Origin of the sequence: uncultured Methanobrevibacter sp. (genome assembly GCF_947166415.1) — an archaeon.
In the GTDB taxonomy this organism is placed as follows: Archaea; Methanobacteriota; Methanobacteria; order Methanobacteriales; family Methanobacteriaceae; genus Methanocatella.
This window is the reverse complement of record NZ_CAMVEE010000027.1, coordinates 1-23,687: the sequence shown is the minus strand read 5'-3', so window position 1 is coordinate 23,687 and position 23,687 is coordinate 1. Positions and strand designations below refer to the sequence as shown.

Sequence of the window (23,687 nt, the reverse complement as noted above, 5' to 3'; positions counted from 1 at the left end):
CATTGAATATTTTATCCAATGATTCAGTTGAAAAGTCACTGACAGGTCTTTGCACAGGTTCTTTTTTGTACATGTTGTTTCTGAAGTTTTTAACAGGGAATTCCTTTTCCATCTGTTCTTCAATAAATTTCTGAGCACTTACAACGTCCTGTTTTAGGTTGGTAGGGCAAGGTGATAATACTTCAACAAATGAGTATCCTTTGCCTTCCTTTTGAATTGTCAATGCCTGTTTGATGGCGAATTTTGCAAGTCTGATTTTCAATGGGTTTGCAAGTGAAACCCTTTCAATGAACACAGGTGCTTTCAGGGTATTTATTAACTCGCACATATGTGTAGGGTGTCCTGCATAGTCAGGGTCTCTTCCTGTTTGGCAGGTAACTGTCTTTTCTCCAATCAAGGTTGTTGGAGCCATCTGTCCACCGGTCATTCCGTAAACTGTGTTGTTGACGAAAAATACTGCCATTTTTTCTCCTCTGTTCGCAGCCTGCAAAGTTTCATTCAAACCGATTGATGCTAAATCTCCATCTCCTTGGTAGCTCATAACAATTGCGTTGTCTTCAGCTCTTGAAATACCTGTTGCAACTGCAGGGGCTCTTCCGTGAGCAGTCTGGAAGTTTCCGCAGTTGAAATAGAAGTATGCATATACTGAACATCCCACAGGGGAAATCATTACGCATCTTTCCTGTATTCCAAGTTCATCCATACATTCTGCAATCAATTTATGTAAGATTCCATGTCCACAACCCGCACAGTAGTGAGTTGATTGAATGTTGGTTCCTTTTCTAGGATACTCTTCTAAAAGGGATTGTGGATTTCTACGTACCTGTAATTCGTAATCTTTATTTTCTTTATCACTCATTTTTCCACATCCTCTAGTCAATAATGTTTGGGCTGGCTTTTTCATCGCTTCTTTTGGATAAGTCTATATCTTCATCTTCAACGCCAGCTATTTCATAAATTTTAGCAAGAATTTGTTTCAATTCAATTAGGTTTCCACCCATTCTGTTAACCAAATGAGTATCTTCTTTTCTTAAAGCTGCAAATTGCACATCAGCTAATAATTGACCATTGCTCATCTCAACAGATATGAAACTGACACCCTTATCTGACAATTCCTTAATCCTGTCAACAGGGAAAGGAGATAATGTGATAGGTCTTAAAAGTCCAACTTTTATTCCTTTTTCGCGTGATTTGTCCACTGCTGATCTTGCAATTCTGCTGCTGATACCGAATGACACAAGAACGATATCTGCATCTTCAACTTGGTATTCGTCATAAATCACTTCTTCAGCTTCAATTTTAGCATATTTTTCCTGAAGCTTGAAGTTGAAGTCTTCCAAATCATTGAAGTCATTGAAAATTGATGTAATGAGGTTGCCCATAGTTTCTTCAGTTCCTTTAACAGCCCAAGACTTATCATTTTTCGGTTCAATAGCTTCCTCAGGGAATACCAATGGTTCAGCCATCTGTCCTAAAGTACCGTCAGCAAGAACTACTACAGGATTTCTCCATTTGTCTGCAAGTTCAAACGCTTTCATGGTCAAATCACACATTTCCTGAACGCTGTTTGGAGCAAGAACTATGTTTTTATAGTTTCCATGACCTCCACCTTTGACAATTTGATTGTAGTCCCCTTGTTCAGGTCCGATATTTCCAAGTCCAGGTCCTGCTCTCATAATGTCGACGATAACTGCAGGAAGTTCTGCACCTGCAAGAAATGTGAATCCTTCCTGCATCAAACTGATTCCCGGTCCGGATGAGGAAGTCATAACTTTGTGTCCGGTACCTGATGCACCATAGACCATATTGATTGATGCCTCTTCACTTTCTGCCTGGACAAAGTTTCTTCCAACCATCGGGAAGTATTTTGATGCCTCATGCAAAATTTCACTTGCAGGAGTAATTGGGTATCCAAAGAAACAGTCACATCCGGCATACATTGCACCGATGACAACGGCAGTGTTTCCTTTTACCATTTGATTACTCATTTACTTTCCCCCTTTGTTAGCTACTTTAGCCTTAATCATTCTTCCAACTTCATCGTTAACAATCTTCTTGTACTGATGCACTTCTAATGCTAATGGTTCGGGGCATGTGAAGTAACAGTCCTTACATCCTGTACACCCGTTTCCACTATAATAAGCAAATTGATATCCTGCGTCGTTCATGTCTTCTGAAAGGAATATTGCATTTTGAGGACATCCGATTATGCATCTTTTACATCCTTTGCATAATTCTTCATTAATAACTGGATAAGATATCTCTTCTGTCATTATATCATCTATAATTATTTATTGTCTTTTTCTCTGATTTCAACTCTTCTTATTTTACCACTGATTGTTTCTGGAAGTTCATCAACATATTCAACCATTCTAGGGTATTTATAAGGAGCTGTAACTCTTTTAACATGATTTTGTATGTCTTTAGTAAGTTCATCTGACGGTTCGAAGTCAGGCTGCAACACAATGCTTGCCTTTACAATCTGACCTCTCACTTCATCAGGATAAGCGGTAATTGCGCAGTGAGCCACTGCTTCGTGAGAAAGCACAGCGCTTTCCACTTCATAAGGTCCAATACGGTAGCCTGAAGATTTGATAATGTCGTCATTTCTTCCGACAAAGTGAACATATCCGTCTTCATCAACCCATGCGGTATCTCCACAGTGGTAATATCCGTCATGGATTTGCTGTCTGTATTTTTCATCATCATTTACATAATCTTTAAACAGTCCAGGATTTGGTCCATCATTCATTTTAAAGCAGAGTTCTCCCTCTTCACCGATTTCCACTTTATTGTCGTTTTCATCCAATAACTCCAAATCAAACAATGGGGAAGGTTTGCCTATGGATGCCACTTTAGCATCCAACCATACAAATGTTCCGATTGACAATGTGGTTTCGGTCTGTCCGAATCCTTCCTTGATTCTTAATCCTGAAATGTCGTAGAATCTTTCTGACACTTCCGGAGGCAGAGGCTCTCCAGCAGTTGTAACGTATTTCAGATTGGACAAGTCATATCCTTCGATGTTTTCTTTAATGATAAATCTGTAAATTGTTGGTGGAGCACAGAATGTATCCACTTTATGTTCGATAATTTTTTCAAGCAATTTGATTCCATTGAATCTGCCATAGTCATAAATGAATATTCCAGTTCCTGCAATCCACTGTCCATAGAGATTTCCCCAAACGGCTTTTCCCCATCCAGTATCTGCTGCAGTGTGGTGGATTCCGTCTTCCACGACATTGTGCCAATATTTTGCGGTAGGGATGTGGCCTAAGGAGTAGGTATGCTTATGTGAAACCATTTTTGGAAGTCCGCTGGTTCCGGATGTGAAATAAATAAGGAAGATTTCTTCAGCATAGGTTTTGTCCTCACCTGTAGGTCTTTCAAACACGTTGCTTTCATTTTTAATGGCTTCGTTAAAGTTAACCCATCCTTCCCTTTCTGTTTCAATTACAAACTTTTTCAAGTCTACTCCCAATTCCTTTTCAGTCTCTTCATAATCTGGAAGCAAGGTGTCTTCTTCAACGGAAACGACAGCTTTCACGTTTGCTTCCTTTATTCTGAAGTCGATATCGTGGAGTTTCAACATATGTGTTCCCGGAATAGCTATTGCTCCTATTTTGTGCAATGCAACCATACAGAACCAAAATTCATATCTGTTTTTTAATGTAAGCATTACGCAGTCGCCTTTTTTGATGCCGTAGCGTTTAAACAGATTTGCTGTCCTGTTTGAGTATTCCTTCATTTCTTTAAATGTGAATGTATGGTTTTCATCATTGTCGTTAGTCCAAATCAACGCTATCTTGTCAGGATCTATTTCAGCATATTTGTCGACCACGTCAAATCCAAAATTATAATCTTCATTGTATTTCAATTTAAAATTTTTATGAAAATCTTCATATGAGTTAAATTCAACTCTTTCTAAAAAATCTCCTATTACTGATGTCATTTAATAATCTCCTGTAAGCGTTATATGATTACTGCTAAAAATTTAGCCGGTTTGTCGTTGAGTGCTACCATTGCGTGTCTGTGTGCTGAATCAAAGAAGATGCAGTCTCCTTCGTTAAGCACGATTTCGTTGTTGTGTATATAAATCTTCAAGGAACCTTCAAGTACATAGTTAAATTCCTGACCGGGGTGTGAATTCAGTGAAGGAACCGGATTCTTTTCAGGGTCCACCACTACAAGGAATGTTTCGGCTTTTTTGTGAATGAATTTAGAACATAGGTTTTGGTGTGTATATTCTTTTCTCCTGTCCACTGAAACTCCCTTGTTCGCACGTGTAACGTCGAATATGTTCATCCTGCTTTCTTCACCGGTCAATAATAATCCTAAATCAACTTTGAAAATGTGTGCAAGTTCATATAAGAAGCTTGCAGGGATGTCTACTTCTGCGTTTTCATATTGGATGTATGTTTCTTCTTTAATATTCAGCTCTTTAGCGATTTCTTCGGTTGTAATGTCTGATAGTTCTCTCAATTCTCTAATTCTATTTCCAATATCTTTGTTGTATTCATTCATAAATAAACACCTTTTTTTCTAAATTGATTATTTTGATATAATAAATATTATAACATATAGTAATTCTGATTTTAACTTTATATAAAGGTTGTTAAAAATCGTGATAATTCATTATAAATTGATGAATTTTAATTTTTTTATGATGTACACTTTCAATACATTTTAAGAAAGTTTTATATATTACAAACATATAATTCAATTAATTGAGGAGATTATAATATGACATCTAATGAAATTGGCACTAACATAATTTTCAAAAAACAGTTAGGATTGAATTATGAAATCGACCAGAAGTATGTCGGTTTAAAGATGAAGGAAAACAATATTCTATCTTTTAATTTCAGAATTCCTGGTGCTTTGAAGGATGAAGTTGAATCTTACTTTAAAAGATTCAAATTAGGTGAACCGATTTTAGTTGATATTGGTGGAACTGGAGATATGAGATGTGAATTCAAAGGTGTTTCACCCGTTTTAAAAAATAAGGATGAACTGGACCAGTATTTCATTTCAGCCACCTTGCAGGAAGATAAAAAATATGATCCTCTTGAAGAGGAAAAATGTGAAACTTGCAGTGGATGCGGATTCCACTAAACTTCTTTTTTTTATGAGTAGGCTTTCCTTAATTTGGAAGTCTCTTCAAAGATGTATTTTATTAACAGCACGGTAGCTATTGCCACGGCTATTGCAAGGATAAAAAGTCCCGGTGGGTGGACGAACAATGCATCGCTATTTACAACTTCTAAAAATGTTGCCAGGAGATTGTTAAGGAAATGAACGCTCATTGTAATGAATATGTTGTCTGTTTTCAGGTACAATATGCACATGCATATTCCAAATAGGAATGCGCTTACAATTCCTCCAAAGTCATGACCTATGGCAAATAAAAATGATGAGAGTATCATTGCAGGAACAATTCCAACCCTTATTTTCAGTCTGTTGAACAGAACTCCTCTAAATATCAGCTCTTCGATTATTGGAGCGAATATTATGGACGCTATTGCGCTAAACATAAATGCGCTTGGGGTCAAATCAACTGAATCTATGTCTATTCCACTCACCCATGACGGGTCGGTCATTCCAAGCAGCATGTCCAGAAGTACTATCAACAGAAGGAAGATATGGGCAAAAATCAGGTTTATAATCATCACATACAGTATTTCCTTTCTATTGTCCTTTAATAAGACATTTTCGACATTTGTGGAAACACCTGTGGTGCCTTTTAAACACCATGCAAAAAATAGCAGGACGAATGTTAAAAGCACAATCATCATCAGGTCATCATTTTCGGCAATTTGGGGAAATATTGCCATGGTAATTCCGCATGCTATCGCTGCAATAATGATGCCTGCAATAAGTTCTCTGATTTTTATTGTTCTGAGCCTTACATTAAAATTACTTACTTCTCGGTCCATATTTTTATCCTCTGAATTCATTTTAAGTCGCATTCTCTATTCTAGAAGATATCTGTCCTTTAAAAATTTATTTGTTAATATTCTTTATTTATCAAGAATAAAGAATTTATGTTAGGTCATTTCTGGATATTATTGTGATAACATAATATTTAGTCCTTTTCAACATTTAACTTTGTTTTATTGCAATTTTACCAAATAATTGTTATTTTTATAAATATTCGGACTGTTATATATTATTTTTAAGTAACAATATTTATATATTTTTATATGTAAATTTATTACTTAAGAGGAGTCTATTAAAATGTTTGATTTGGTGTATGGTACCATATTTTTTGCTTCATACGGTAATATTTCCGGACTTGTCAATATAGCTATCAGTCCATTCGATGCATTGCTAGCTTATATTGTAGCTATTATAGCTTCTGTTGTAATGGCATTAATTTTAAGGCTTCCGCTATTGCCTGGCAAACCATATAGGTACTCTTTTGATGTAAGCGCATTATATCCGACTCCAATAATAGCTATTGGTATTTTTTCAATTTTCTTAGTTTTAAACTATACTTTTATTTATAATGGAATTGTATTGGCCGCTATTATAGGCATTTTATCTGCATTATTTGTGAAATATTTATTTGATTTTGTATTTCCAAAGCCTTTAGATGAAGCTGATGGGGAGGATATGCGATGAATGAGGTAATTGGAATTATAATTGCTGCTATTCTATGCTGGTTGAATTTTGTTATAGTCGACACATATTTCGGGCTTCCTGAAAATCCTGGTGTTAAAGGAGCTGAGATAGTCGGTAGAGATGTAAGTAAAAGAGGGGGAGATATTGCTGGCGGATTCTTCCAAGGAAACATTCTATGTTCTCCAGATGCATCTGCTGGTACATTACTGGCTTCAATTGGATATTTGGTTTTAGGAATCCCTGGAGGAATTATTGCGGCATTTTTCGTATTTATGGGAAATAGGCTATGCGCCGATCCGGGATATGCAGGAACTACCGGAAGTTTAACTGCAACATTAATCATATTCATATCTTCATTTGTTGGTTTAACTCCTGAAATGTTTATTGGGGGAATGGTTATTGCAATATTAACCGTTCAAGGTATTGATCAAGTTAGAGCTTCAATTGTTTTAGGAAAAATAGCTCAAAAATTCAATAGGCATGCAGAGGAGTGATTATATGTATGTTGAAATTATTGGAATTATAGTCTTATTTGTAGCATTGAGAGCTTTGATAACACAGAACAGGGCTGAAAGATTGCTTTATTTGAATGTTATCGGTTTTGGAGTTTCAGCTATTATAGCATTGTTCATAAACACTCCATTCGCTCTTGTAGTTGCAGCAGCATTCTTCATTTGTTCAACAATCAGTGCTAATGCAATTGCGTATACATTAAAAAGGCTTGATGATGAAATACTATTGGAGTGAGGCATTAAAATGGAAATCATATCTATACTTGCAATGGCTTTGATGGTCATAGGTGCTTTTGGAATAATATTCCTTAAAAAACCTTTAGATAAAGTCATAATGTTTTCAATCCTTGATGCAGGTTTCGTCTTGGCTGTAGTTGCATTCAAATATTTTGATGTTGCATTGTTTGCCGCCTTGGCTGACCCATTATCCACATTAGTATTCATTTTGGCCATTGTGAAAATCAATGAAATTAGAAAAAACAAGGTAAAAAGTGGTGAGTTAAATGATTGAGGTTCAGATATTCTTTTACTTTGGAATTTTTCTAGCGATTGTTGGAAGTATCGCCACTGCATGGGGTCCTGGAGTCAACGACCCGATAATAAGAACATTCAACACAGAAATGGCTTCAATTGGTGTATGTTTGGTTTTATTATGCTATAACCATGTTTTGGCTTTGTTGACATTACTTGCAACAACAGTAATCATTACATTAATCTTATTTAGAGCAATTATTCGTTTAGAAGAGATGGGGGCAGACGTATGAGAATAGGAGTTTTATGGAACAAGCTCGCAGAGCCTAAAAATATTCCTCGTCTTTTCGCTTTCAGTTTAGGAATACTTCTAATCATCGGTCTTATAGTGCCGATGGCATTAAATCCAGATCAATTATATGTCAGACCGGCTCCACAGGTTCAAGTAGATGAGGGATTGGCTATCGCTCCATATGACAGGGGCGGTGAAGTATTAAAGGCACCGGGAAACATCAATCCACAATATCCGGAAAATGCCGCTAAATTGGGTATGATAACTGGATACATGTCACCGATTTCCGAGTGGGTATCTTCAATATCTCCGTACTTTGGAACATCAATCTATTCATCTCCTGGTGGACTTATAGATGAGATATTGTATTATACCAGAGGTTTCGATACAATACTTGAATCCAGTATTCTGATGATGTCATTCATCATCGCTTCATGGTTATCTATCAATTATACAATGAATAGAAAAAATGATGAAAAAGAAATAAAGGCAGATGTTAAGAAAGCTATCAACGAGTCCCAGCAAGTTGCCAACGAAGTTAAGGTCAGTGACGTCAAAGCCAGATCAAAACAGTTAAGGAGGGATAACTGATGGTATTCATACCTCCGTTTGTTCCTGACGCATTCCTTTCAATGTATCTGCCTGCAATCTATGCAGGGCTGATTGTCGGATTCATTGGAACAATGGCAATTGCATTAAAAAGGGAAGAAATTCACATTCTTATACTGACTGATTTGGTCGGACTTGCAATGATTTTTGTAGTGTCTGCCGTTGGAACAGATTTGGCTGAAGCTTTAATTTTACCTGGTTTGGTTGTAGAATTGGCTGAAACTTTGGCTATTTCTGAAATTTTGATTACAAGAGAGATGCGCATAATAGAACAAGACCCTAGAAGAAACCTTTCCAAATCTTCTTCATTATTCCCTCAGCCTTTTGCATTGAATATGGAAATCATGACCACAGCTCCTAATTTCATCGCTTTGGTATTGGTTGGTTATGGAATATTTTTGACCGGTTTTACTGGAGGTGCAGTAGCTGGTGGAGGAATTGTTTTATACGCATTGTCTAAAAAAGCAAGAGGACTTCCTGTATTGGTATTGGATGGCGTTGCCGGAGTTTCCGGTATTGCATGGTGTTTATGGATTATTGGATTCCTGTTATTCTTTGTAACACCTCAATACTGGTTATTGAGTTTATTCTTGGCAGCATGTGGATTACTATTAAAAGTAGCTTCAAAAGTGGGCTTGATTGGTCTGCTTATGAGAGAGGATCTTGATAAGGAGTAGGTGATGGTTATGGATTTCGTTACACTTGGAGGAAATTTACTTGGAACAATTCCACTTGGAGACATTGTATTGTACATTACACCTTTCAACTTGTTCCTTTTTGCAGTATTGTTAGGTTTCACAGCTTTGATTGCTGTAAGTAAACCTGAAACACAAATAGAAGCTACCATGCATTATCTGCACAATACTGAAGTAAAGGTTGGTCCTAAGGAATTTAAGCAAAGAAGATTCTTATCAGTTCTCTGCGGTATCGCATCTGCAGGGGCAATGATAACTGGAGATTTATTTAACTTTACATTGTTCATGGCTTTAGTTGGTATTTTGAATATCGGTATTGTATCAGCTGTAAAGCAGACCACTGTTTTGAATTCAGCATTCAACTATGGTTTGATAGCAATGATGTGCAGCCTGCCATTATTCGGCGGTGCGGCAATTATTCTTGCAGCTACCGGAACATTATCCCTTGCAGTGTTATCCCAAATGCCTGCAAGTCCGATGGTTGTGTTTGGTGCAGCACTGATGTTAGTAGGTATATTGGGTGAAAGTGGAGTAGCGCCATTTTTTGCAAGCAAAGCAGAAATGTTCAGGACTGCTGGTTCCCCATTTATCGTTATTATTCACTTAAGCTCATTGTTCATTATCGTAAGAGCTGTTGAAATATTATTATTGGTATTATGGTAAGTGGTGAGTATGGTTAGTCAAAAAAGTTTATGTATTGTATTATTGGCTTTATCAACAATAGCTATTCTCGCATGCTTGATAATAGACTTCGAAGCGTGGATCGTATATGGCGTAGCTATATTTGGTATTCCATTATGGGTTTTATCTTTAGGTTTATTGACAATGGCTAAACCAAGACCTGAAGATGCAGAAGAAAGGGTGAAAGAACCATTTACTGGATATTAGAGTGGTATTATGAATTTGATGGCAGATATTTTAATTAATGTTATTATAGCATTCCTGGCAGGAAGCCTGCTTCTAGGTTTGCACAGGAAAGTTATGGCTCGTGTTCAGAAACGTCCAGGACCACCTATAGTCCAGCATTTGATACATTCCTTAAAATTTTTCTTCAAGGAAACAGCAATCCCAAAAACAGTTTCAAAAGTGTTTTACATAGGAATTGTATTTATTTTAGCTTTAATTTGGGTTGTTGGTGTTATTGTAGGTCCTGTAGCTCATGACTCATTATTGATTTTGTTCGGTGTTTATGCGGTTTATAAAATAGTTGAGCATAATGCAGGTTCAAGTTCCGGTTCTCCATACGGAAAGCTAAGTTGTGTAAGGGCTGTGCTTTCAGCAGCAACAGAGCTTCCATTGTTTGCGGCAATCGTGTTTGTCTATTTGATAACCGGTTCAATGAATATAGGTGAAATCATTTCATACCAATCAGTTCATGGTCCGTTAATATTTTCAATTCCGCTTGCGGCTTTAATGTTCTTTATGTTAATCATTACCAAATCTCCATACTCTCCGTTCGCGATAACAAAAGACAAAGCCCTGATATCAGGATTTGAAACAGAACATTTCGGATTCCTAAGAGGGTTCATGCTGTTTTCAGAATCAATCGCATGGTATGTGTTGCTTTGGGTATTCCTGACAATATTCTTCGGTCCGCTTGATGCTGTCGGATACTTGATAGGGATGATTGTAATTTCATTCATCACTGGATTTATCAATGCAACAACACCTATCTTAAGTCCAAATCATTCAGTCATGACCCAGATTACCATAGGGGCAATTTGCTTCTTCGGATCTGTATTGATGATATTCACAGGAGTGGTAGCATGAACAGTGAAGACATGATTATTTATTTAACAGCATTGGTTGCTGTTGGTGTTGTGGTTGTAGGCCTTTTGACAACGGTTTTCCACTCCACCCTGATTGTTCCGATAGTGATTATCGGAATCGTATTGGCTATTTTCCTGTTGTTGGCCAAAGGCAACTTTTCACATAAGATTGAAAGTATAGAGAAGATATGTTTTGTAATTACATTCATAGCAATTGTTTGTTCATTTATATTGCTTTATAAACCGATGTAGGAGATATTATGTTAGATTATATGATTTATATACTTGCATTTGCTGTTGGTTCCATTCTTGGTTTAGTTTACAGTTATAAACAACATGGAGAACCATTCGTTGCAGATTCGGATTTCAACATGCCTGCAGCAGCAATTTCAATTATTGGCTGGTGTTTAGCATTTAATTCAGGCAATGTCATTTTATCAGCAATTGGTTTTCTCCTAGGCGGATTTATAATGGGCGAAAGGCCGGGATATGGTAGAAAAGAAACCGCTGTTGGATTAATCTTGGCGATTTTATTATATATTTTATTAAAAGTTACAGTATGATGTGATTGGAATGGATGATGATGCAAGATTAAAATTGATGCAAAATAGGATAATCAAAAGTTATGCTTGGCAAAGAGACATAATAGTTCCGCTTTCCAAGGAATTCGATTGTACCACTGAGGAATTGGAGGAGTTATTCTTTAGTTTGTTTGATTTGGATTCCCTTGAAAATTTACATGGAACATTTGATTCAGCCAAGGACATATGCTTATATCAGAAATTCAACGCTGACTTGAGGTTATGCTGGTTCATCGATACTTTGGAGATACTTCCGAGAGAAAAAGGAAAAGATTTGAGATATAAACTGGTTCAGGAAGTCAAAAACGGCAAATCTTATGAAGATGTATTAAAAGAAGGCAGATTAGAGCTATTCCAATTATTAAAAGATGAGGCTAAATATTAATTATATTTATCAAATAAAAAGAGAGGAGTACAATGTTAGATGCTATTAAGGATGTTGTGAGAAAAAGCTCAATCCATGTATGTATCGTAAATTGTGGGGGATGCAACGGATGTGACGTTGAATGCGTTGCGCTGTTATCTCCAAGATACGATTTAGAGCAATATGGTATTTATGTTCACAACAATCCTCGTGAAGCTGATGTCTTGTTGCTTACTGGTGCAGTTACAGAGCAATGGGTCACTAATTTAAAGAGAATTTATGATAAAGCTCCCGAACCAAAAATAGTGGTAGCTGTAGGAAATTGTCCTCAAACTGGTGATGTGTTCAATCAGGAAGGTGGGCATGTTTATGCTCCAGCATCCAATTTCATTCCGGTTGATGCGGCCATTCCAGGATGCCCACCTAGACCTAGCGAAATATTAGGAGCCATTCTGGCTGTGGGTCCACAGGCTATTGCTGACCGTGGGAGGGAAATGAAATGATAGTACCTATTGGTCCAATTCATCCTGCTTTAAAGGAACCTATCAGACTTAAACTGCAAACTGAAGGGGAACGTGTTGTTAAAGCAGAAATAGAATATGGTTATGTTCACAGAGGTATTGAAAAGATAATGGAAGGAAAAACTTGGCAGAAAGCGATTTATCTTTCAGAGCGTGTATGCGGGATCTGTTCATATGAGCACACCCAGACTTTCGCCGAAACCATAGAGCAAATTTCCGATGTGGAAGTTCCACCTAGAGCCCAATTTTTAAGGGTCATTGCAAATGAGTTGGATAGAATCCAAAGTCACTTTCTTGCAAACTCCACATTCTTCAAATCAATGGATCATGAAACATTGTTCATGCGTGTTTTGGAGTTAAGGGAATATGCAATGGATTCAATTGAACTTTTAACCGGAAATAGGGTTAATATGGGATGGAATGTTGTTGGTGGAGTTAGAATGGATGCTGACGAACGCCATTTCAAACCGATACTGGAAAACCTTGATAAAATAGAGGAAGAGTTTGAAAGAACCAGAGCATTGTTTGCCGAAGGCCCTGCACTTGCTTTGAGATGTAAAGGAATAGGTGTAATGACCAAAAAAGAAGCAATTAAAGGAAGAGCTGTAGGTCCAATTGGAAGAGCATCTGGTGTCAAGGAAGATTATAGGGTTGGCCATTATACATATGATGACTACTTCGACTTCAAGGTAATCAGAAGAAGCGAAGGAGACAATTATGCAAGGACACTTACAAGATTTGATGAAATTCCAGAGTCAATCAGTCTGGTTAGGCAAGCTATTGAAAACATACCTGATGGTGAAGTTCGTACTCCTGCTGATATAAAATCAGGTTATGCAATGCGCAAAAATGAAGCTCCTCGTGGTGAAGTTACCTACATGATTGAAACAAATGGAAATTTAATCAAGAACATTTCAATCAGAACTCCAAGTATTTCAAATATGGACTCCTGTGCAAAATATATGATAAGAGACGTTCCAACCGTTGCAGATGCAGTGGCTACCTACGCTACAAGCGACCCATGTGTTGCATGTGCTGAAAGGGTAGCTATTACAAACGAGCATGGAAAAACTGCTATAAAAGGATTTTACGAGGTAATCTAAATGTCTTCATTAATGTGGTATATTTATGAGTTTGCAAGAAAGGCATGGGCAGATGCATTTGCTGATGCAAAAACAGATCCTGAAATAGCAGAAACACCGGAAAGATTTAGGGATTTCCCTAAAGTAAATAAGGAATATTGCATAGGTTGTGGGGCATGTACAGTTTCCTGTCCGTCCCCGAATGCTATTAAAATAATTAGGGAAAAGGATGATGAAACCGGTGAGGGATTGACATATCCGGTCATTACTCCTGGAGCATGTATCCGTTGCGGTTTTTGCGCAGAGGTTTGTCCGACTGATCCGAAAACTTTGGAATGTGGTTTAAATCACCTGATACTTCCTGAATTCAATATCATTCCGTCCAAAAGACAATATATCGTTGACGATTATTTATGTATTAAATGTAAAAAGTGTATGAAGCAATGTCCTGTTGATGCTATAAGCGTTGTTGACGGAAAACTGGTTGTTGATCAGCTCAATTGTATTTCCTGTGGGGACTGTTTAGAGATATGTCCTGTCAACGGTGCTATGAAGGGGGTATTTGTTGATAACCTGCAAGACCAAAAGGATTTGATTGTTTTATGCGTCAATTACCTGGAAGATTACATCAATGATAAAGAGGAAGATTTGAGGGGCCTTGAAAAAGATGGTCTTTTGCAGTATGACGTTCCTCTATCAGAGATATGGGATGATGCATTGAAGATTATTCCTGATGAAGAAATTGCATTGGAAATCATAACCAATGCGGTAAACAGGCTTAAAATCAGAGTCATCGATTGGAATAAGGATGAATGTAAAAAATGTCAGTTATGTATTCCTGATTGTCCTACAAAATGCATTTCATTTGATGAAACTGAAGATACAATAGTAAGAGATAGGGATAGATGTTTACGTTGCAGTATTTGTTACCAGACTTGTCCATTTTCAGTAATTAAATACTTCATTGCCAAATTCGCCCTTGATGACGGCGAAAATATTCACGTTACCGTAAAGGCATCTAATCTAAATGAGGATATTTTCATGGAGTGAGTGTTATGATTGATAGTTATACTAAAACACCAAGACCATTGAGAGATGTTGATGTTGATTATGTAATTGATCAAACCAGATGTGCTGAGTGTAAAGACAAGCCATGTCTTGATTCCTGTCCAATTGACGCAATTTACATGGGCGGGGATGACAATCTTGTAAAAATTAAGAACACTTGCTTCGGTTGCGTATTATGCCGCAATGCATGTCCTCATGATGCGATTTCATTGGATGTACATATGGACCCTCCATTGAAGGAAAACGTTCCAAACATAAATGTTAAGTTATGTAAAGCATGCGGAGCATGTGTACAGGCATGTAAAAACGGTTCAATCCATATTGTTGCCGACGGGAAATCTGAACCGCACAGTGAAATCGACAAGGACACTTGTGTCAGATGTGGATATTGTTTCAGAGTATGCCCTACAGACGCAATCAAATATGGTCAATTGCTCCCTAAAACTGTTAAGGGAGGTAAGGCTGTTGTCGTTAATCAGGATAAATGTATTGGGTGCATGACCTGTACAAGGGTTTGTCCGTCAATGGGAGCAATTAATGTCGCAAGGACAAATAAATTGCCGTATATCAATCCGGGCTATTGTGCAAGATGTGAGGAATGTATGCATTCATGTCCTTCAGGAGCGATTAAGTACTCTTCACGTAAAAAAGCTTATAAGATGTACAGTGAAATCAAATCATTCGATATCGTATCCGGAATCGTTGATGATGACATAAAGAAATTATCACTTAATTTAATCAGTTTAAACAAAGTCCTTGAAAAGGTAGGCAAGTCCATAGCTTTGGAATTCAATGACCAGACCTTTGAAAACTTCATAGAATGCAAAGTCAATGACATGATGGAGGAAGAATTGAAAATCAGTCTGGATACACGCATCGAAGTGGACAAGTTCTCAAAGCTATTCGGTTCATACCTGATGGATAGGAATATTGAAGTCTATGAAAACAAGTGCATTGCCTGTGGAGATTGTTTCAATGTCTGTCCGGTAGGTGCCATTGAATTGAATGGTCCTAATCCAATCAAAATCAATGACAATTGCGTATACTGCGGAAGATGCGTAGAACAATGTAAGTTTGATGCTATCGGTGCTTATGACGATTATTTCTACAGTAAAGACACTGATTTGTACTATGCAAGGTCTTATCTGCACAATCAAAGGTTAGGTGACTTTTCACTTTCATCCACAAAATGCCAAGCTTGCGCAATTTGTGTCAAAAACTGTCCGGTCGATGCATTGGCATTGAATGACGATAAGATAGATTATGATGAAGACAAGTGCATATACTGCAGAACCTGTGAGGCGATTTGCCCTCTCAATGCAATCAGGATAGTTAACTTTAGGTGAGTCGATGTTTGAAAAATCATATATAACAGATTGTGAAGGTCCTTTAACATTGAATGACAATGCTTTTGAGATGGCAGAGCATTTCATTGAGAATGGTGGGGAATTATTTAAAATACTTAGCTTATATGATGATTATTTGGCCGATGAGGTTAAAAAAGAAAATTACAAAGCTGGAAATACTCTGAAATTGATCTTGCCGTTCTTTGTTGTGGAGAACCTCACAAATGATGATTGGGTTGATTTTTCAAAGAACAACATCTATGCAATAAACGACTCCAAATTTCTATTAAGTTACTTGAAGAAAGCTATGAATACTTACATAGTCAGCACCAGTTATGGCCAATATATTGAAGCAGTATCCAATTATATGGAGTTGCCATTCAAGAATACATTTTACACTAAGGTCAATCTAGATAACCTAACTCTGACTGCTGAAGAAATTGAAAAAATCAATCAATTCAAGGAATTGATATTAAAAAATCCTTCCGATTACGAGTTGTTTGACGATATTTTCTTCAATCAAATAGCAAAAATGAGCATTTATGAAAATATTCGTGACGTTGAGGTTGTAGGTGGGCAAGGCAAAAAGCTGGCCATCGATGAGATAATTGAACGTGACGGCATTGACATAAATCAGATGCTCTACATCGGAGACAGCATCACTGATGTTGAGCCGTTAGCCTTCGCACGTGAAAACAATGGAATCAGCATATCATTCAACGGTAACGAATATCCTTTGAAAGTTGCTGAAATAGCCATAGTGTCCCACAGTGCAGTTGCAACTGCAGTCATAACTAATGTCTATGTAAATAATGATAAGAATAAAGTTTTAGAGTTTATTAATGATTATAACAATTCAGATGATTTAGAAAAACTATTCAAAGACTACGATATTAATTTGGAAATTAAAGACATGTTTTTCTCAGTATTTGGTGAATCCGATTTGCCAACAATTCAAATCGTCAAAGAAGACAACTTTGATGATATACTAAAAGTCAGCAAGGAAATGAGAAACAACATTCGTGGTCAGGATATAGGTGGATTAGGATAATTCGGTGATATGATGAGTTATGAAAATGTACAAGACACATTCTTCGAAGCATTTGAAGGAAAATATGTAAGAGCTTTAATTACAGGCCCTACAGAATCAATCGTAAAAAGGGCAGCATATGACTCAACTTCAACTCCAAGTTCAGTGATTGGAAGGGTTGAAGGGGGTGTAGAAGGATTTTTGGATAAATCCCAAACACCTGACGGAAGATTCGGTGCTGTAGTACAATACTGGCTAGGCAGCGATGATGTTGAGAAGTTTGCATTCGAACTGTCATACAGATTAAGGCAGGATGTGTTGGTAAAGCCGTTTACACGTATTTTTGATTATTCAACAGGAGACAGTGAAGAATATATTGAAATGATGGATATCGTAGGACACTGTGGTGATGGATACGAATGGATCGTAGAGGAATACGGAAGAAGAATGATTAATGTTCCGATTGCAGTTCCTGATTTCCAGATTGAAGAGAAATTCAGGATAAATGATGGGATTATGGGAGGCAATTTTTGGTATTTCTGCTCAACACCCGAAGCGGTTTTGGATGCGGGTGAAGCTATTATTGATGCAATAATGGCCGTTGAAGGAGCTACTGCACCATTTGACATTTGTTCAGCAGCTTCCAAACCGGAAACAAACTTCCCTGAAATCGGACCTACCACAAATCACTTTTACTGTCCGTCCTTAAAGGAATCCTTAGGTGACATATCTAAAGTTCCGGACGGAGTTAATTACATTCCAGAAGTTGTAATCAATGCTATTGATGAGGAATCAATGAATAAGGCAGTTAAAGCGGGAATTGATGCGGCATTGAAATTTGATGGAGTTATTGAAATATCTGCAGGCAATTTTGATGGTAAGCTTGGGGATAAGAATATAAATTTATTAGATATCTTAAAGTAAGGTTTTAAAATGGAAATATATGACAATGATCTTAATGCGGAAATAATTGGATTTGGAGCATTGAATGTAGACAAGCTCTATTCAGTTGCAGACATCGCTGGCAAAGATGAGGAAAGCTTCATCAAAAGTGAAACTTCCACTCCTGGAGGTTCGGCAGCAAATACCATTGTGGGCTTGTCCAGATTGGGATGTTCAACTTCAATTATTGGAAAGATAGCTGAAGATGATGATGGGGATTTAATCGAATACAATTTAGCTATCAACGGTGTTTTCGCCAATAACTTAATTTATTCAGAATCAGGTTCAACCGGAAAATGTTTGGGCTTTGTAGATAGTAATGGTGAGAGATGCTTATACATTGACCCAGGAGTCAATGATGAAATCAAAATAGGTGAAATAAACCCATTGAACATCATGAGATGTAAAATAATGCATTACACTTCATTTGTTGGCGATTCGTTCAATGCACAAATTGAACTGTTGGAAAAGTTAAGCAAAGAAACTTTATTGAGTTTTGATCCGGGAATGCTCTATGTTCAAAAAGGATTTGATGAATTAAAGCCTATTCTTGAAAGATGTGATATCTTACTTATTAACGAATCAGAATTAAGATTATTATGTAATAATTACGAATCTTCTCTAAAAGAGTTGGTTGTTGGTCTTTTGGACTTTGGAATTGAATGCGTTGTTGTAAAACAGGGATCAACTGGTGTGTTTGCAATGAACAATTCAGAAGAATGCTTTGTCGAAGCTTATGAATGTGATGTTGTAGACACCACAGCTGCCGGAGACAGCTTCAACAGCGGATTTTTATATTCCTTCTTGAAAGGTTACAGCCTTGAAAAATCCTGCATGATAGGTAACTGGGTAGCCAGCAAATCAATCGAAGGATTTGGAATGGAGAAGTTTCCTTCACTAAAAGATTTGGAGGATTTCTTTTAGTAAATCAAATTTATTAATAATAAAAAAAATCATTTAGTTGGTAATATTATGAATGTATCCTTTATAAAACAGATGAAAAGCCTTGAACGTGAAGTTCTACTTAAATCTGTTGAATTAGATGATGACGGTGAAGATTTCGAATTCGAACTCGACAACTTCGAGGCAGAAGAGGAGATCATAGCCGTAGCACCTAAATGCGTAAGGTGCAATACCTGTGTTGGAGAGTGTCCAGTTAATGCAATTGAACCAGCTAACATTTTTAGAATAGCTAAAATTACTGATAAATGTGTCAAATGTGAAATTTGTGTTCAGACTTGTCCAATTTCTGCAATCAAATTGATTAAAAATTCAGTTATTTATGATGGGGATGATGAAAGGGAGATAATCGAATACAATCTCTCCAATGTAAGTTATCCTCACAGGGTAGTCAGGATGAACAGCATTTCAATTGACTATTCGGTTGACAATAACTGGGCAGACTGCGAAGCTTTGTGTCCAACTAATGCATTCACTCTTGAATTTAGAGAATTTTTCGAAGAGAAGGGTATGGATTTAGGTATAGAATTGATAGATGATGAATTATATCCTTACATCAATGAAAAAATGTGCATTGGTTGCGGAGCTTGTGCTGAAATATCCTTAAATAAGTTTGCAATTGAATTGGACAGATATCTTGGTCCAATCACTCATCAAAGGTTTATTGACATAAACCATGAGCTATGTGTAAATTGTTATTTATGTGAAGAGAATTGTCCGATAGGGGCTATAGAATTAAGAGATGGTGAAGTTGTCCTTGACAACGACAAATGCATAAGATGTGTCGAATGTACTCATCGTTGTCCTGTAGCAGCTTTAAAACGTGTTGAAATGGAATAAAAAAATGGGGTTTTGTTTATGAGAGCAAAAGAGTTAATGGATAAAGATTTTGTATACTTAAACTGTGATGACAGTGTTGTAGAAGTTTCAAAAGTGATGGAAGAAATTAGACGTTTTACATGTCCGGTTGTTAATGAAAATAAGCAATTGGTGGGATGGATAACCTCCTTTGACATTACAAGAGGATTAAGAAACGGCAACGAAAAGATATCAGAAATCATGAGCGGTTATGAAGAGGTTGCCACTGTAAATGAAAACGATCCTGCAAGGCTTGCAGTGATTTTAACAGCCAATAACAAGTTCGTTACAGTGCCTGTTGTCAATGACAACAATCAGGTCATTGGTATGGTCCGCGCTTGCGACATTGTGGAATTGTTGTCTGAGCTTTATGACATTAAGGTTTCCAAACTGTATAAGGCTATGCAAAATCAGCTTAAGGGCGTTACATGGGAAGAGCTTATGGCTGCATCAGCTTTGGTGTCCACAAAGACAACAGGTAAGAAGATAACTGCTGAAGAGTATGAAGCAAATATCATGAATTCCACATTCGGTGAAGCCATCTGGGCAACCGGAGGTTTGGAAAAATTCTTTGCAGGTTTGATATCTGTTGGTGAATTGGTTATTGCTCGCCGTGTCGGAAGGGCTAGAAGATAACTTTTTTCATTAAATTATCAACTAATGGAAAATATATGGAAGGGCTTATATCAATTTCAACCCCATGCCGAGTAATTCAACTACTAGGTTAAAATTTCATTAACTGCTTTGATATCAATTGAAGCTCTTCGCTATATTTTCAATTTTTTCCTATTTTTTTAACTTGTTTAATAATTATTTTTATAAAGAATAACCAACTTAAATGATAATGTAATCAAATTTTATATAGGCGGAAATCAATTATGCAAAAGGTAATAAATTCCCACTGTCATATCTATCCTGAAAAAATCGCATCAAAAGCGGTTAAAGGAATTCGGGATTTTTATGATTTGGACATGTCTTTGAATGGTAAAGTTGACAATCTTATAGAGGATGGAAGCAAAGTCGGTGTTGTCCATTATCTGATTCATTCAGTCGCGACAACCCCAAAACAGGTAAGGTCCATCAATGAATTCATCAGTGAAGTAGTCAAATCCAATCCTGATTTGTTTACAGGTTTCGGTACGCTTCACCCTGACAGTGATGACATTGAAGGAGATTTCAATCACTTAATAGGTTTGGGTCTTAAAGGCGTAAAGCTTCACCCTGATTTTCAGCAATTTGCTTTAAACAGTGAAAAAGCCTTCAGGCTTGGTGAGGTTATTAATAAAGGAAATGTCCCTGTATTGATTCATTGCGGGGATTTCAGATATGACTATTCCAATCCTGAACAATTAAAACCATTCCTTGAAAAATTTCCAGACATGCTGGTGATAGGAGCTCATTTTGCAGGCTGGAGTGTCTGGGAGGAAGCTACCCAAAAGCTTGCAGGCACACCAAATTTGTATGTTGATTTGAGTTCAAGCCTTTATGCGTTATCTTCTGAAGATGTTAAGAAGTTTATATATGCTTATGGTGTTGATAAAGTTCTGTGGGGTACAGATTACCCTATGTGGGAAGCAGAAAGCGAAATGGAAATGTTCCGTAAGATAGGTCTTAGCCATGAAGAGGAAAATAAAATTTTATATGAGAATTCCGCGAAGATTTTAGGATTAAAATAAGGTGAATATATGAATTTAAAAGCTAAACTGGCATTATTGTGTTTTGTTTTAGTTTTGCTCAATATTGCGGTAGTTTCTGCAAGTGATGTTAACTTGACAGATGAGGCCACATTAAGCGGGGATGTTTCAGCCAATGACTCGTTGGAGTTAGATAATAGTGATGATTCAGAGGAATTGGTGTTGTCTGGTGATGATATAAATGCATCAGACTCATTGCAAACCAGCATATCTGTCGATTCTAGCGTTGAACCGGTCAGCATAAGTCCGGACAAAACGGTTATTGGTGCCACTTCCACAAAGAAAAAAACAGGAATTTCCCCTGAAAAGTACACAATCGCTTCTGGAAGTTATTATAAGGTTTCGGTATATGGGTCAGATAGGAAGCCTCTTGCAAATGTTCCAATAACAATGAGGGTTTGGGGCGTTGATCACAATGTTGTTACAAACTCTTTAGGAGTAGCAAAGCTCAAAATCGATTTGGGATATGGAAAATATCCTATTGTAGTTTCTTTTGCCGGAAATGAGAATTATGAAGCAGTTTCCAAAACATTCAACTTCTTCGTTGGCAAGACTACATTTGTTGTGATAGGAAACGACAGATTATATAATGATGGATATTTGAGAATCTATTTAAAAAGTGACGAATTTTGGCCTGTCGCCAAAAGGACTTTAAAGATTTCAATAGGCACTATAAACTTTAAAAAAGTAACCAATTCTGAGGGATTTGTAGTATTCAAACCAGGAATTGGCAAAGGATTTAGGGATATACATGTCACATTTGATGGAGATTATAATGTAGTTGGATCAGAGAAAACCAAACGTGTCGCATGTCTATACGGCAGCGCAAAAAATCCACTGTATTTCAAGATTCCTATGAAAAACGGCGCTCCTGATATCGATTATCTGGTTGGTAATTATGTGATGGGTGATGAAAATTCAAAATATACCATTTTGAAAGCCCAATATCTGGAAGTAATCAAAAGGGACAGTAAAGGTTTGTATTTATATAAAAAATTAACCAACTATGTGTTTACCAAAACAAAATCAGAACCTAATTACAATCACATATTCCAAAGAACAAAATGGAATGTTTTTGAAAGGGATTTGAATACAAGGTTAGTTCTTAAGAATTCACATAATTACTGGCCTTACGAAATAACAGCTTCCCTAAAAGGTAAAGCATATACCTATTCAGAGGTAAGGGATGTGCAGAATACAGGATACACCTGCGGACCTACATCATCAAGCATGTGCACTCAAGTCTTGAGGTGCTATCTCAATGAGCAGTTTCTGGCTTCGAAATCAGGCACAAACTATTATGATGGCTCAAGTACCGTTGGATTGAAAAAAGGTCTTGAATTATTTAATATGAAATGCACTATCTACTACAAAAGTTCATTCGGTACTGCTTTAAATGAACTTAAAAAAGGCGGTTGCGCTTTGATATTCCATACGTGGAATCACTATGTTGCTATTTTGGACATCAGTAAGGACGGTTCAAAAGTTCTGGTAGGAAACCCGTCTGGTGATTATGATCATGGAAGCCATGACATTCCTACAAACTGGTTGACAGTAGATCATATGTACAGTTGTTTCAATGACTATGATACCTCTGGTTTAATAGTTAAACTAAAATATTCCATGTCTAAAACTTCCATATCTCAGATGAGTAAATTGTATCAGAATATGGGAAGCTTCACTAGACAAAACACTAATGAAAGAATTCCTAATACAGAATAATTGGGATTTTTTCTTCTTATTTTTTTTTAAATTCAAAGTCAAATGAAAAGTATTTTATTCTTTCATTCAGATATATATCATTAATCAGAAATTGTTATAGGGATGTTTAAGGTTTTTTTAACAAATTTTAAGCATTTTAACATTAAATTATTTAAATGTTCAGTTGAATTTTTAAAATAATTGAGCAATTTATGATAAAATATGGAAAAATTTGTGATATTATGGTGGAAGAAAATAGTAATATGCTACTTGGTGTTGCTGATAAACCACCGGCGCTTAGGATGCTTTTACTTGCTATTCAGCATGTATGTGCAATGTTTGGAGCTACAATATTGGTTCCTATTGTCGTAAACACTACTGCTGGTGCGGATATATTGTCAATTCCTGTAGCATTGGTTTCATCTGGTTTAGGTACATTAATTTATCTTGTTTGTACTCGTAATAGAAGCCCAGTATATCTGGGAAGTTCGTTTGCTTTCATCGCTCCTATGGTTGCAGGTTATGCGATTGGGGGTACTGGAAGTGTATTCACTGCTTTAATGATTGT

The 23,687-nt window shown here is 36.8% G+C and carries 32 protein-coding genes; 26 read left to right on the top strand and 6 right to left on the bottom strand.

The genetic code is table 11. The features are described from left to right. The 5 genes from Q0W25_RS06955 to Q0W25_RS06935 all read right to left on the bottom strand — a co-directional run. Positions 1-859 (bottom strand): thiamine pyrophosphate-dependent enzyme (locus Q0W25_RS06955; protein ID WP_298520578.1); only part of this gene is annotated, 859 nt, incomplete at its 3' end. 13 nt (positions 860-872) lie between these two features. Continuing rightward, positions 873-1,988 (bottom strand): 3-methyl-2-oxobutanoate dehydrogenase subunit VorB, encoded by a 1,116-nt coding sequence (locus Q0W25_RS06950; RefSeq protein WP_298520575.1) that lies wholly within the window; start codon positions 1,986-1,988, stop codon positions 873-875. Beyond that, positions 1,989-2,273: a 4Fe-4S dicluster domain-containing protein gene (locus Q0W25_RS06945; protein WP_298520572.1), complete on the bottom strand. Its 285-nt coding sequence runs from the start codon at positions 2,271-2,273 to the stop codon at positions 1,989-1,991. A gap of 14 nt (positions 2,274-2,287) precedes the next feature. Then, positions 2,288-3,952, bottom strand: a complete 1,665-nt coding sequence (locus tag Q0W25_RS06940) for an AMP-binding protein (protein WP_298520569.1) — start codon at positions 3,950-3,952, stop codon at positions 2,288-2,290. Positions 3,953-3,972: 20 nt separating this feature from the next. After that, positions 3,973-4,524 (bottom strand): helix-turn-helix domain-containing protein, encoded by a 552-nt coding sequence (locus tag Q0W25_RS06935; protein ID WP_297825442.1) that lies wholly within the window; start codon positions 4,522-4,524, stop codon positions 3,973-3,975. A gap of 219 nt (positions 4,525-4,743) precedes the next feature. Here Q0W25_RS06935 and Q0W25_RS06930 point away from each other — a divergent pair, with 219 nt between their 5' ends. Next, positions 4,744-5,115 carry a hypothetical protein gene (locus Q0W25_RS06930; protein ID WP_297825445.1) on the top strand — a complete coding sequence of 124 codons (372 nt, stop codon included), beginning with the start codon at positions 4,744-4,746 and terminating at the stop codon, positions 5,113-5,115. 11 nt (positions 5,116-5,126) lie between these two features. On the opposite strand, the gene Q0W25_RS06925 is transcribed toward Q0W25_RS06930, so the two are convergent. Beyond that, entirely contained in the window at positions 5,127-5,936 is an 810-nt protein-coding gene (locus Q0W25_RS06925) for a CPBP family intramembrane glutamic endopeptidase (RefSeq protein ID WP_298520566.1), read from the bottom strand. A 301-nt stretch (positions 5,937-6,237) separates the two neighbouring features. On the opposite strand from Q0W25_RS06925, the gene Q0W25_RS06920 reads away from it, so the two are divergent. The 25 genes from Q0W25_RS06920 to Q0W25_RS06800 all read left to right on the top strand — a co-directional run. Next, positions 6,238-6,624: an energy-converting hydrogenase A subunit A EhaA gene (locus tag Q0W25_RS06920; protein WP_297825450.1), complete on the top strand. Its 387-nt coding sequence runs from the start codon at positions 6,238-6,240 to the stop codon at positions 6,622-6,624. Then, on the top strand, positions 6,621-7,118 hold the full coding sequence (locus Q0W25_RS06915; RefSeq protein ID WP_298520561.1) for a hypothetical protein: 498 nt from the start codon (positions 6,621-6,623) through the stop codon (positions 7,116-7,118). Before Q0W25_RS06920 ends, Q0W25_RS06915 begins: the two co-directional genes overlap by 4 nt. 4 nt (positions 7,119-7,122) lie before the next feature. Continuing rightward, positions 7,123-7,371 (top strand): DUF2109 domain-containing protein, encoded by a 249-nt coding sequence (locus tag Q0W25_RS06910; protein WP_297825454.1) that lies wholly within the window; start codon positions 7,123-7,125, stop codon positions 7,369-7,371. Positions 7,372-7,380: 9 nt separating this feature from the next. Next, positions 7,381-7,647: an EhaD family protein gene (locus tag Q0W25_RS06905; protein WP_298520557.1), complete on the top strand. Its 267-nt coding sequence runs from the start codon at positions 7,381-7,383 to the stop codon at positions 7,645-7,647. Next, complete coding sequence (locus tag Q0W25_RS06900; protein ID WP_298520554.1) at positions 7,640-7,900, top strand: EhaE family protein; 261 nt, start codon at positions 7,640-7,642, stop codon at positions 7,898-7,900. Before Q0W25_RS06905 ends, Q0W25_RS06900 begins: the two co-directional genes overlap by 8 nt. Next, entirely contained in the window at positions 7,897-8,490 is a 594-nt protein-coding gene (locus Q0W25_RS06895) for an EhaF family protein (RefSeq protein ID WP_297825463.1), read from the top strand. The genes Q0W25_RS06900 and Q0W25_RS06895 overlap by 4 nt, the downstream gene beginning before the upstream one ends. Beyond that, positions 8,490-9,185 carry an EhaG family protein gene (locus tag Q0W25_RS06890; protein WP_297825466.1) on the top strand — a complete coding sequence of 232 codons (696 nt, stop codon included), beginning with the start codon at positions 8,490-8,492 and terminating at the stop codon, positions 9,183-9,185. Before Q0W25_RS06895 ends, Q0W25_RS06890 begins: the two co-directional genes overlap by 1 nt. Positions 9,186-9,194: 9 nt before the next feature. Next, positions 9,195-9,866 carry a hypothetical protein gene (locus Q0W25_RS06885; protein WP_297825469.1) on the top strand — a complete coding sequence of 224 codons (672 nt, stop codon included), beginning with the start codon at positions 9,195-9,197 and terminating at the stop codon, positions 9,864-9,866. 9 nt (positions 9,867-9,875) lie between these two features. Further along, positions 9,876-10,091, top strand: coding sequence for a DUF788 domain-containing protein (locus Q0W25_RS06880; protein WP_297825472.1), 216 nt, complete (start codon positions 9,876-9,878; stop codon positions 10,089-10,091). 9 nt (positions 10,092-10,100) lie between these two features. Next, entirely contained in the window at positions 10,101-10,973 is an 873-nt protein-coding gene (locus tag Q0W25_RS06875) for a respiratory chain complex I subunit 1 family protein (protein ID WP_298520551.1), read from the top strand. Then, the gene (locus Q0W25_RS06870; RefSeq protein WP_297825478.1) at positions 10,970-11,224 is read left to right on the top strand and encodes a hypothetical protein; all 255 of its coding nucleotides are present in this window, start codon (positions 10,970-10,972) and stop codon (positions 11,222-11,224) included. The genes Q0W25_RS06875 and Q0W25_RS06870 overlap by 4 nt, the downstream gene beginning before the upstream one ends. Before the next feature lie 8 nt (positions 11,225-11,232). After that, on the top strand, positions 11,233-11,535 hold the full coding sequence (locus tag Q0W25_RS06865; RefSeq protein ID WP_298520547.1) for an energy-converting hydrogenase subunit EhaL family protein: 303 nt from the start codon (positions 11,233-11,235) through the stop codon (positions 11,533-11,535). A 10-nt stretch (positions 11,536-11,545) separates the two neighbouring features. After that, on the top strand, positions 11,546-11,938 hold the full coding sequence (locus Q0W25_RS06860; RefSeq protein WP_297825483.1) for a DUF1959 family protein: 393 nt from the start codon (positions 11,546-11,548) through the stop codon (positions 11,936-11,938). 32 nt (positions 11,939-11,970) lie between these two features. Then, positions 11,971-12,420 carry an NADH-quinone oxidoreductase subunit B family protein gene (locus tag Q0W25_RS06855; protein WP_297825485.1) on the top strand — a complete coding sequence of 150 codons (450 nt, stop codon included), beginning with the start codon at positions 11,971-11,973 and terminating at the stop codon, positions 12,418-12,420. After that, positions 12,417-13,541: a nickel-dependent hydrogenase large subunit gene (locus Q0W25_RS06850; protein ID WP_297825488.1), complete on the top strand. Its 1,125-nt coding sequence runs from the start codon at positions 12,417-12,419 to the stop codon at positions 13,539-13,541. The genes Q0W25_RS06855 and Q0W25_RS06850 overlap by 4 nt, the downstream gene beginning before the upstream one ends. Beyond that, a complete protein-coding gene (locus Q0W25_RS06845; RefSeq protein WP_297825491.1) occupies positions 13,542-14,570 on the top strand; it encodes a 4Fe-4S binding protein in 1,029 nt (342 codons plus the stop codon). Continuing rightward, positions 14,567-15,934, top strand: a complete 1,368-nt coding sequence (locus tag Q0W25_RS06840; RefSeq protein ID WP_367270527.1) for a 4Fe-4S binding protein — start codon at positions 14,567-14,569, stop codon at positions 15,932-15,934. The genes Q0W25_RS06845 and Q0W25_RS06840 overlap by 4 nt, the downstream gene beginning before the upstream one ends. Before the next feature lie 4 nt (positions 15,935-15,938). Beyond that, on the top strand, positions 15,939-16,985 hold the full coding sequence (locus Q0W25_RS06835) for a hypothetical protein (protein WP_297825496.1): 1,047 nt from the start codon (positions 15,939-15,941) through the stop codon (positions 16,983-16,985). Between the two features lie 12 nt (positions 16,986-16,997). After that, positions 16,998-17,888: a formylmethanofuran--tetrahydromethanopterin N-formyltransferase gene (locus Q0W25_RS06830; protein ID WP_298520538.1), complete on the top strand. Its 891-nt coding sequence runs from the start codon at positions 16,998-17,000 to the stop codon at positions 17,886-17,888. 9 nt (positions 17,889-17,897) lie between these two features. After that, the gene (locus Q0W25_RS06825) at positions 17,898-18,830 is read left to right on the top strand and encodes a carbohydrate kinase family protein (protein WP_297825502.1); all 933 of its coding nucleotides are present in this window, start codon (positions 17,898-17,900) and stop codon (positions 18,828-18,830) included. Positions 18,831-18,878: 48 nt separating this feature from the next. Beyond that, complete coding sequence (locus Q0W25_RS06820) at positions 18,879-19,706, top strand: 4Fe-4S binding protein (protein WP_367270526.1); 828 nt, start codon at positions 18,879-18,881, stop codon at positions 19,704-19,706. A gap of 18 nt (positions 19,707-19,724) precedes the next feature. Beyond that, positions 19,725-20,360, top strand: a complete 636-nt coding sequence (locus tag Q0W25_RS06815; RefSeq protein WP_297825509.1) for an HPP family protein — start codon at positions 19,725-19,727, stop codon at positions 20,358-20,360. Between the two features lie 242 nt (positions 20,361-20,602). Next, positions 20,603-21,400: an amidohydrolase family protein gene (locus Q0W25_RS06810; protein ID WP_298520533.1), complete on the top strand. Its 798-nt coding sequence runs from the start codon at positions 20,603-20,605 to the stop codon at positions 21,398-21,400. A 9-nt stretch (positions 21,401-21,409) separates the two neighbouring features. Beyond that, complete coding sequence (locus Q0W25_RS06805) at positions 21,410-23,140, top strand: hypothetical protein (protein WP_298520530.1); 1,731 nt, start codon at positions 21,410-21,412, stop codon at positions 23,138-23,140. Between the two features lie 221 nt (positions 23,141-23,361). Further along, positions 23,362-23,687: solute carrier family 23 protein (locus tag Q0W25_RS06800; protein WP_298520528.1), on the top strand; the 326-nt coding region annotated here is incomplete at its 3' end.

Bases quoted from the DNA above. Each gene is read 5' to 3' on its own strand.
- Q0W25_RS06950 (WP_298520575.1), bottom strand. From the start codon at position 1,988: ATGAGTAATCAAATGGTAAAAGGAAACACTGCCGTTGTCATCGGTGCA.
- Q0W25_RS06945 (WP_298520572.1), bottom strand. From the start codon at position 2,273: ATGACAGAAGAGATATCTTATCCAGTTATTAATGAAGAATTATGCAAA.
- Q0W25_RS06940 (WP_298520569.1), bottom strand. From the start codon at position 3,952: ATGACATCAGTAATAGGAGATTTTTTAGAAAGAGTTGAATTTAACTCA.
- Q0W25_RS06935 (WP_297825442.1), bottom strand. From the start codon at position 4,524: ATGAATGAATACAACAAAGATATTGGAAATAGAATTAGAGAATTGAGA.
- Q0W25_RS06930 (WP_297825445.1), top strand. From the start codon at position 4,744: ATGACATCTAATGAAATTGGCACTAACATAATTTTCAAAAAACAGTTA.
- Q0W25_RS06925 (WP_298520566.1), bottom strand. From the start codon at position 5,936: ATGGACCGAGAAGTAAGTAATTTTAATGTAAGGCTCAGAACAATAAAA.
- Q0W25_RS06920 (WP_297825450.1), top strand. From the start codon at position 6,238: ATGTTTGATTTGGTGTATGGTACCATATTTTTTGCTTCATACGGTAAT.
- Q0W25_RS06915 (WP_298520561.1), top strand. From the start codon at position 6,621: ATGAATGAGGTAATTGGAATTATAATTGCTGCTATTCTATGCTGGTTG.
- Q0W25_RS06910 (WP_297825454.1), top strand. From the start codon at position 7,123: ATGTATGTTGAAATTATTGGAATTATAGTCTTATTTGTAGCATTGAGA.
- Q0W25_RS06905 (WP_298520557.1), top strand. From the start codon at position 7,381: ATGGAAATCATATCTATACTTGCAATGGCTTTGATGGTCATAGGTGCT.
- Q0W25_RS06900 (WP_298520554.1), top strand. From the start codon at position 7,640: ATGATTGAGGTTCAGATATTCTTTTACTTTGGAATTTTTCTAGCGATT.
- Q0W25_RS06895 (WP_297825463.1), top strand. From the start codon at position 7,897: ATGAGAATAGGAGTTTTATGGAACAAGCTCGCAGAGCCTAAAAATATT.
- Q0W25_RS06890 (WP_297825466.1), top strand. From the start codon at position 8,490: ATGGTATTCATACCTCCGTTTGTTCCTGACGCATTCCTTTCAATGTAT.
- Q0W25_RS06885 (WP_297825469.1), top strand. From the start codon at position 9,195: ATGGATTTCGTTACACTTGGAGGAAATTTACTTGGAACAATTCCACTT.
- Q0W25_RS06880 (WP_297825472.1), top strand. From the start codon at position 9,876: ATGGTTAGTCAAAAAAGTTTATGTATTGTATTATTGGCTTTATCAACA.
- Q0W25_RS06875 (WP_298520551.1), top strand. From the start codon at position 10,101: ATGAATTTGATGGCAGATATTTTAATTAATGTTATTATAGCATTCCTG.
- Q0W25_RS06870 (WP_297825478.1), top strand. From the start codon at position 10,970: ATGAACAGTGAAGACATGATTATTTATTTAACAGCATTGGTTGCTGTT.
- Q0W25_RS06865 (WP_298520547.1), top strand. From the start codon at position 11,233: ATGTTAGATTATATGATTTATATACTTGCATTTGCTGTTGGTTCCATT.
- Q0W25_RS06860 (WP_297825483.1), top strand. From the start codon at position 11,546: ATGGATGATGATGCAAGATTAAAATTGATGCAAAATAGGATAATCAAA.
- Q0W25_RS06855 (WP_297825485.1), top strand. From the start codon at position 11,971: ATGTTAGATGCTATTAAGGATGTTGTGAGAAAAAGCTCAATCCATGTA.
- Q0W25_RS06850 (WP_297825488.1), top strand. From the start codon at position 12,417: ATGATAGTACCTATTGGTCCAATTCATCCTGCTTTAAAGGAACCTATC.
- Q0W25_RS06845 (WP_297825491.1), top strand. From the start codon at position 13,542: ATGTCTTCATTAATGTGGTATATTTATGAGTTTGCAAGAAAGGCATGG.
- Q0W25_RS06835 (WP_297825496.1), top strand. From the start codon at position 15,939: ATGTTTGAAAAATCATATATAACAGATTGTGAAGGTCCTTTAACATTG.
- Q0W25_RS06830 (WP_298520538.1), top strand. From the start codon at position 16,998: ATGAGTTATGAAAATGTACAAGACACATTCTTCGAAGCATTTGAAGGA.
- Q0W25_RS06825 (WP_297825502.1), top strand. From the start codon at position 17,898: ATGGAAATATATGACAATGATCTTAATGCGGAAATAATTGGATTTGGA.
- Q0W25_RS06820 (WP_367270526.1), top strand. From the start codon at position 18,879: ATGAATGTATCCTTTATAAAACAGATGAAAAGCCTTGAACGTGAAGTT.
- Q0W25_RS06815 (WP_297825509.1), top strand. From the start codon at position 19,725: ATGAGAGCAAAAGAGTTAATGGATAAAGATTTTGTATACTTAAACTGT.
- Q0W25_RS06810 (WP_298520533.1), top strand. From the start codon at position 20,603: ATGCAAAAGGTAATAAATTCCCACTGTCATATCTATCCTGAAAAAATC.
- Q0W25_RS06805 (WP_298520530.1), top strand. From the start codon at position 21,410: ATGAATTTAAAAGCTAAACTGGCATTATTGTGTTTTGTTTTAGTTTTG.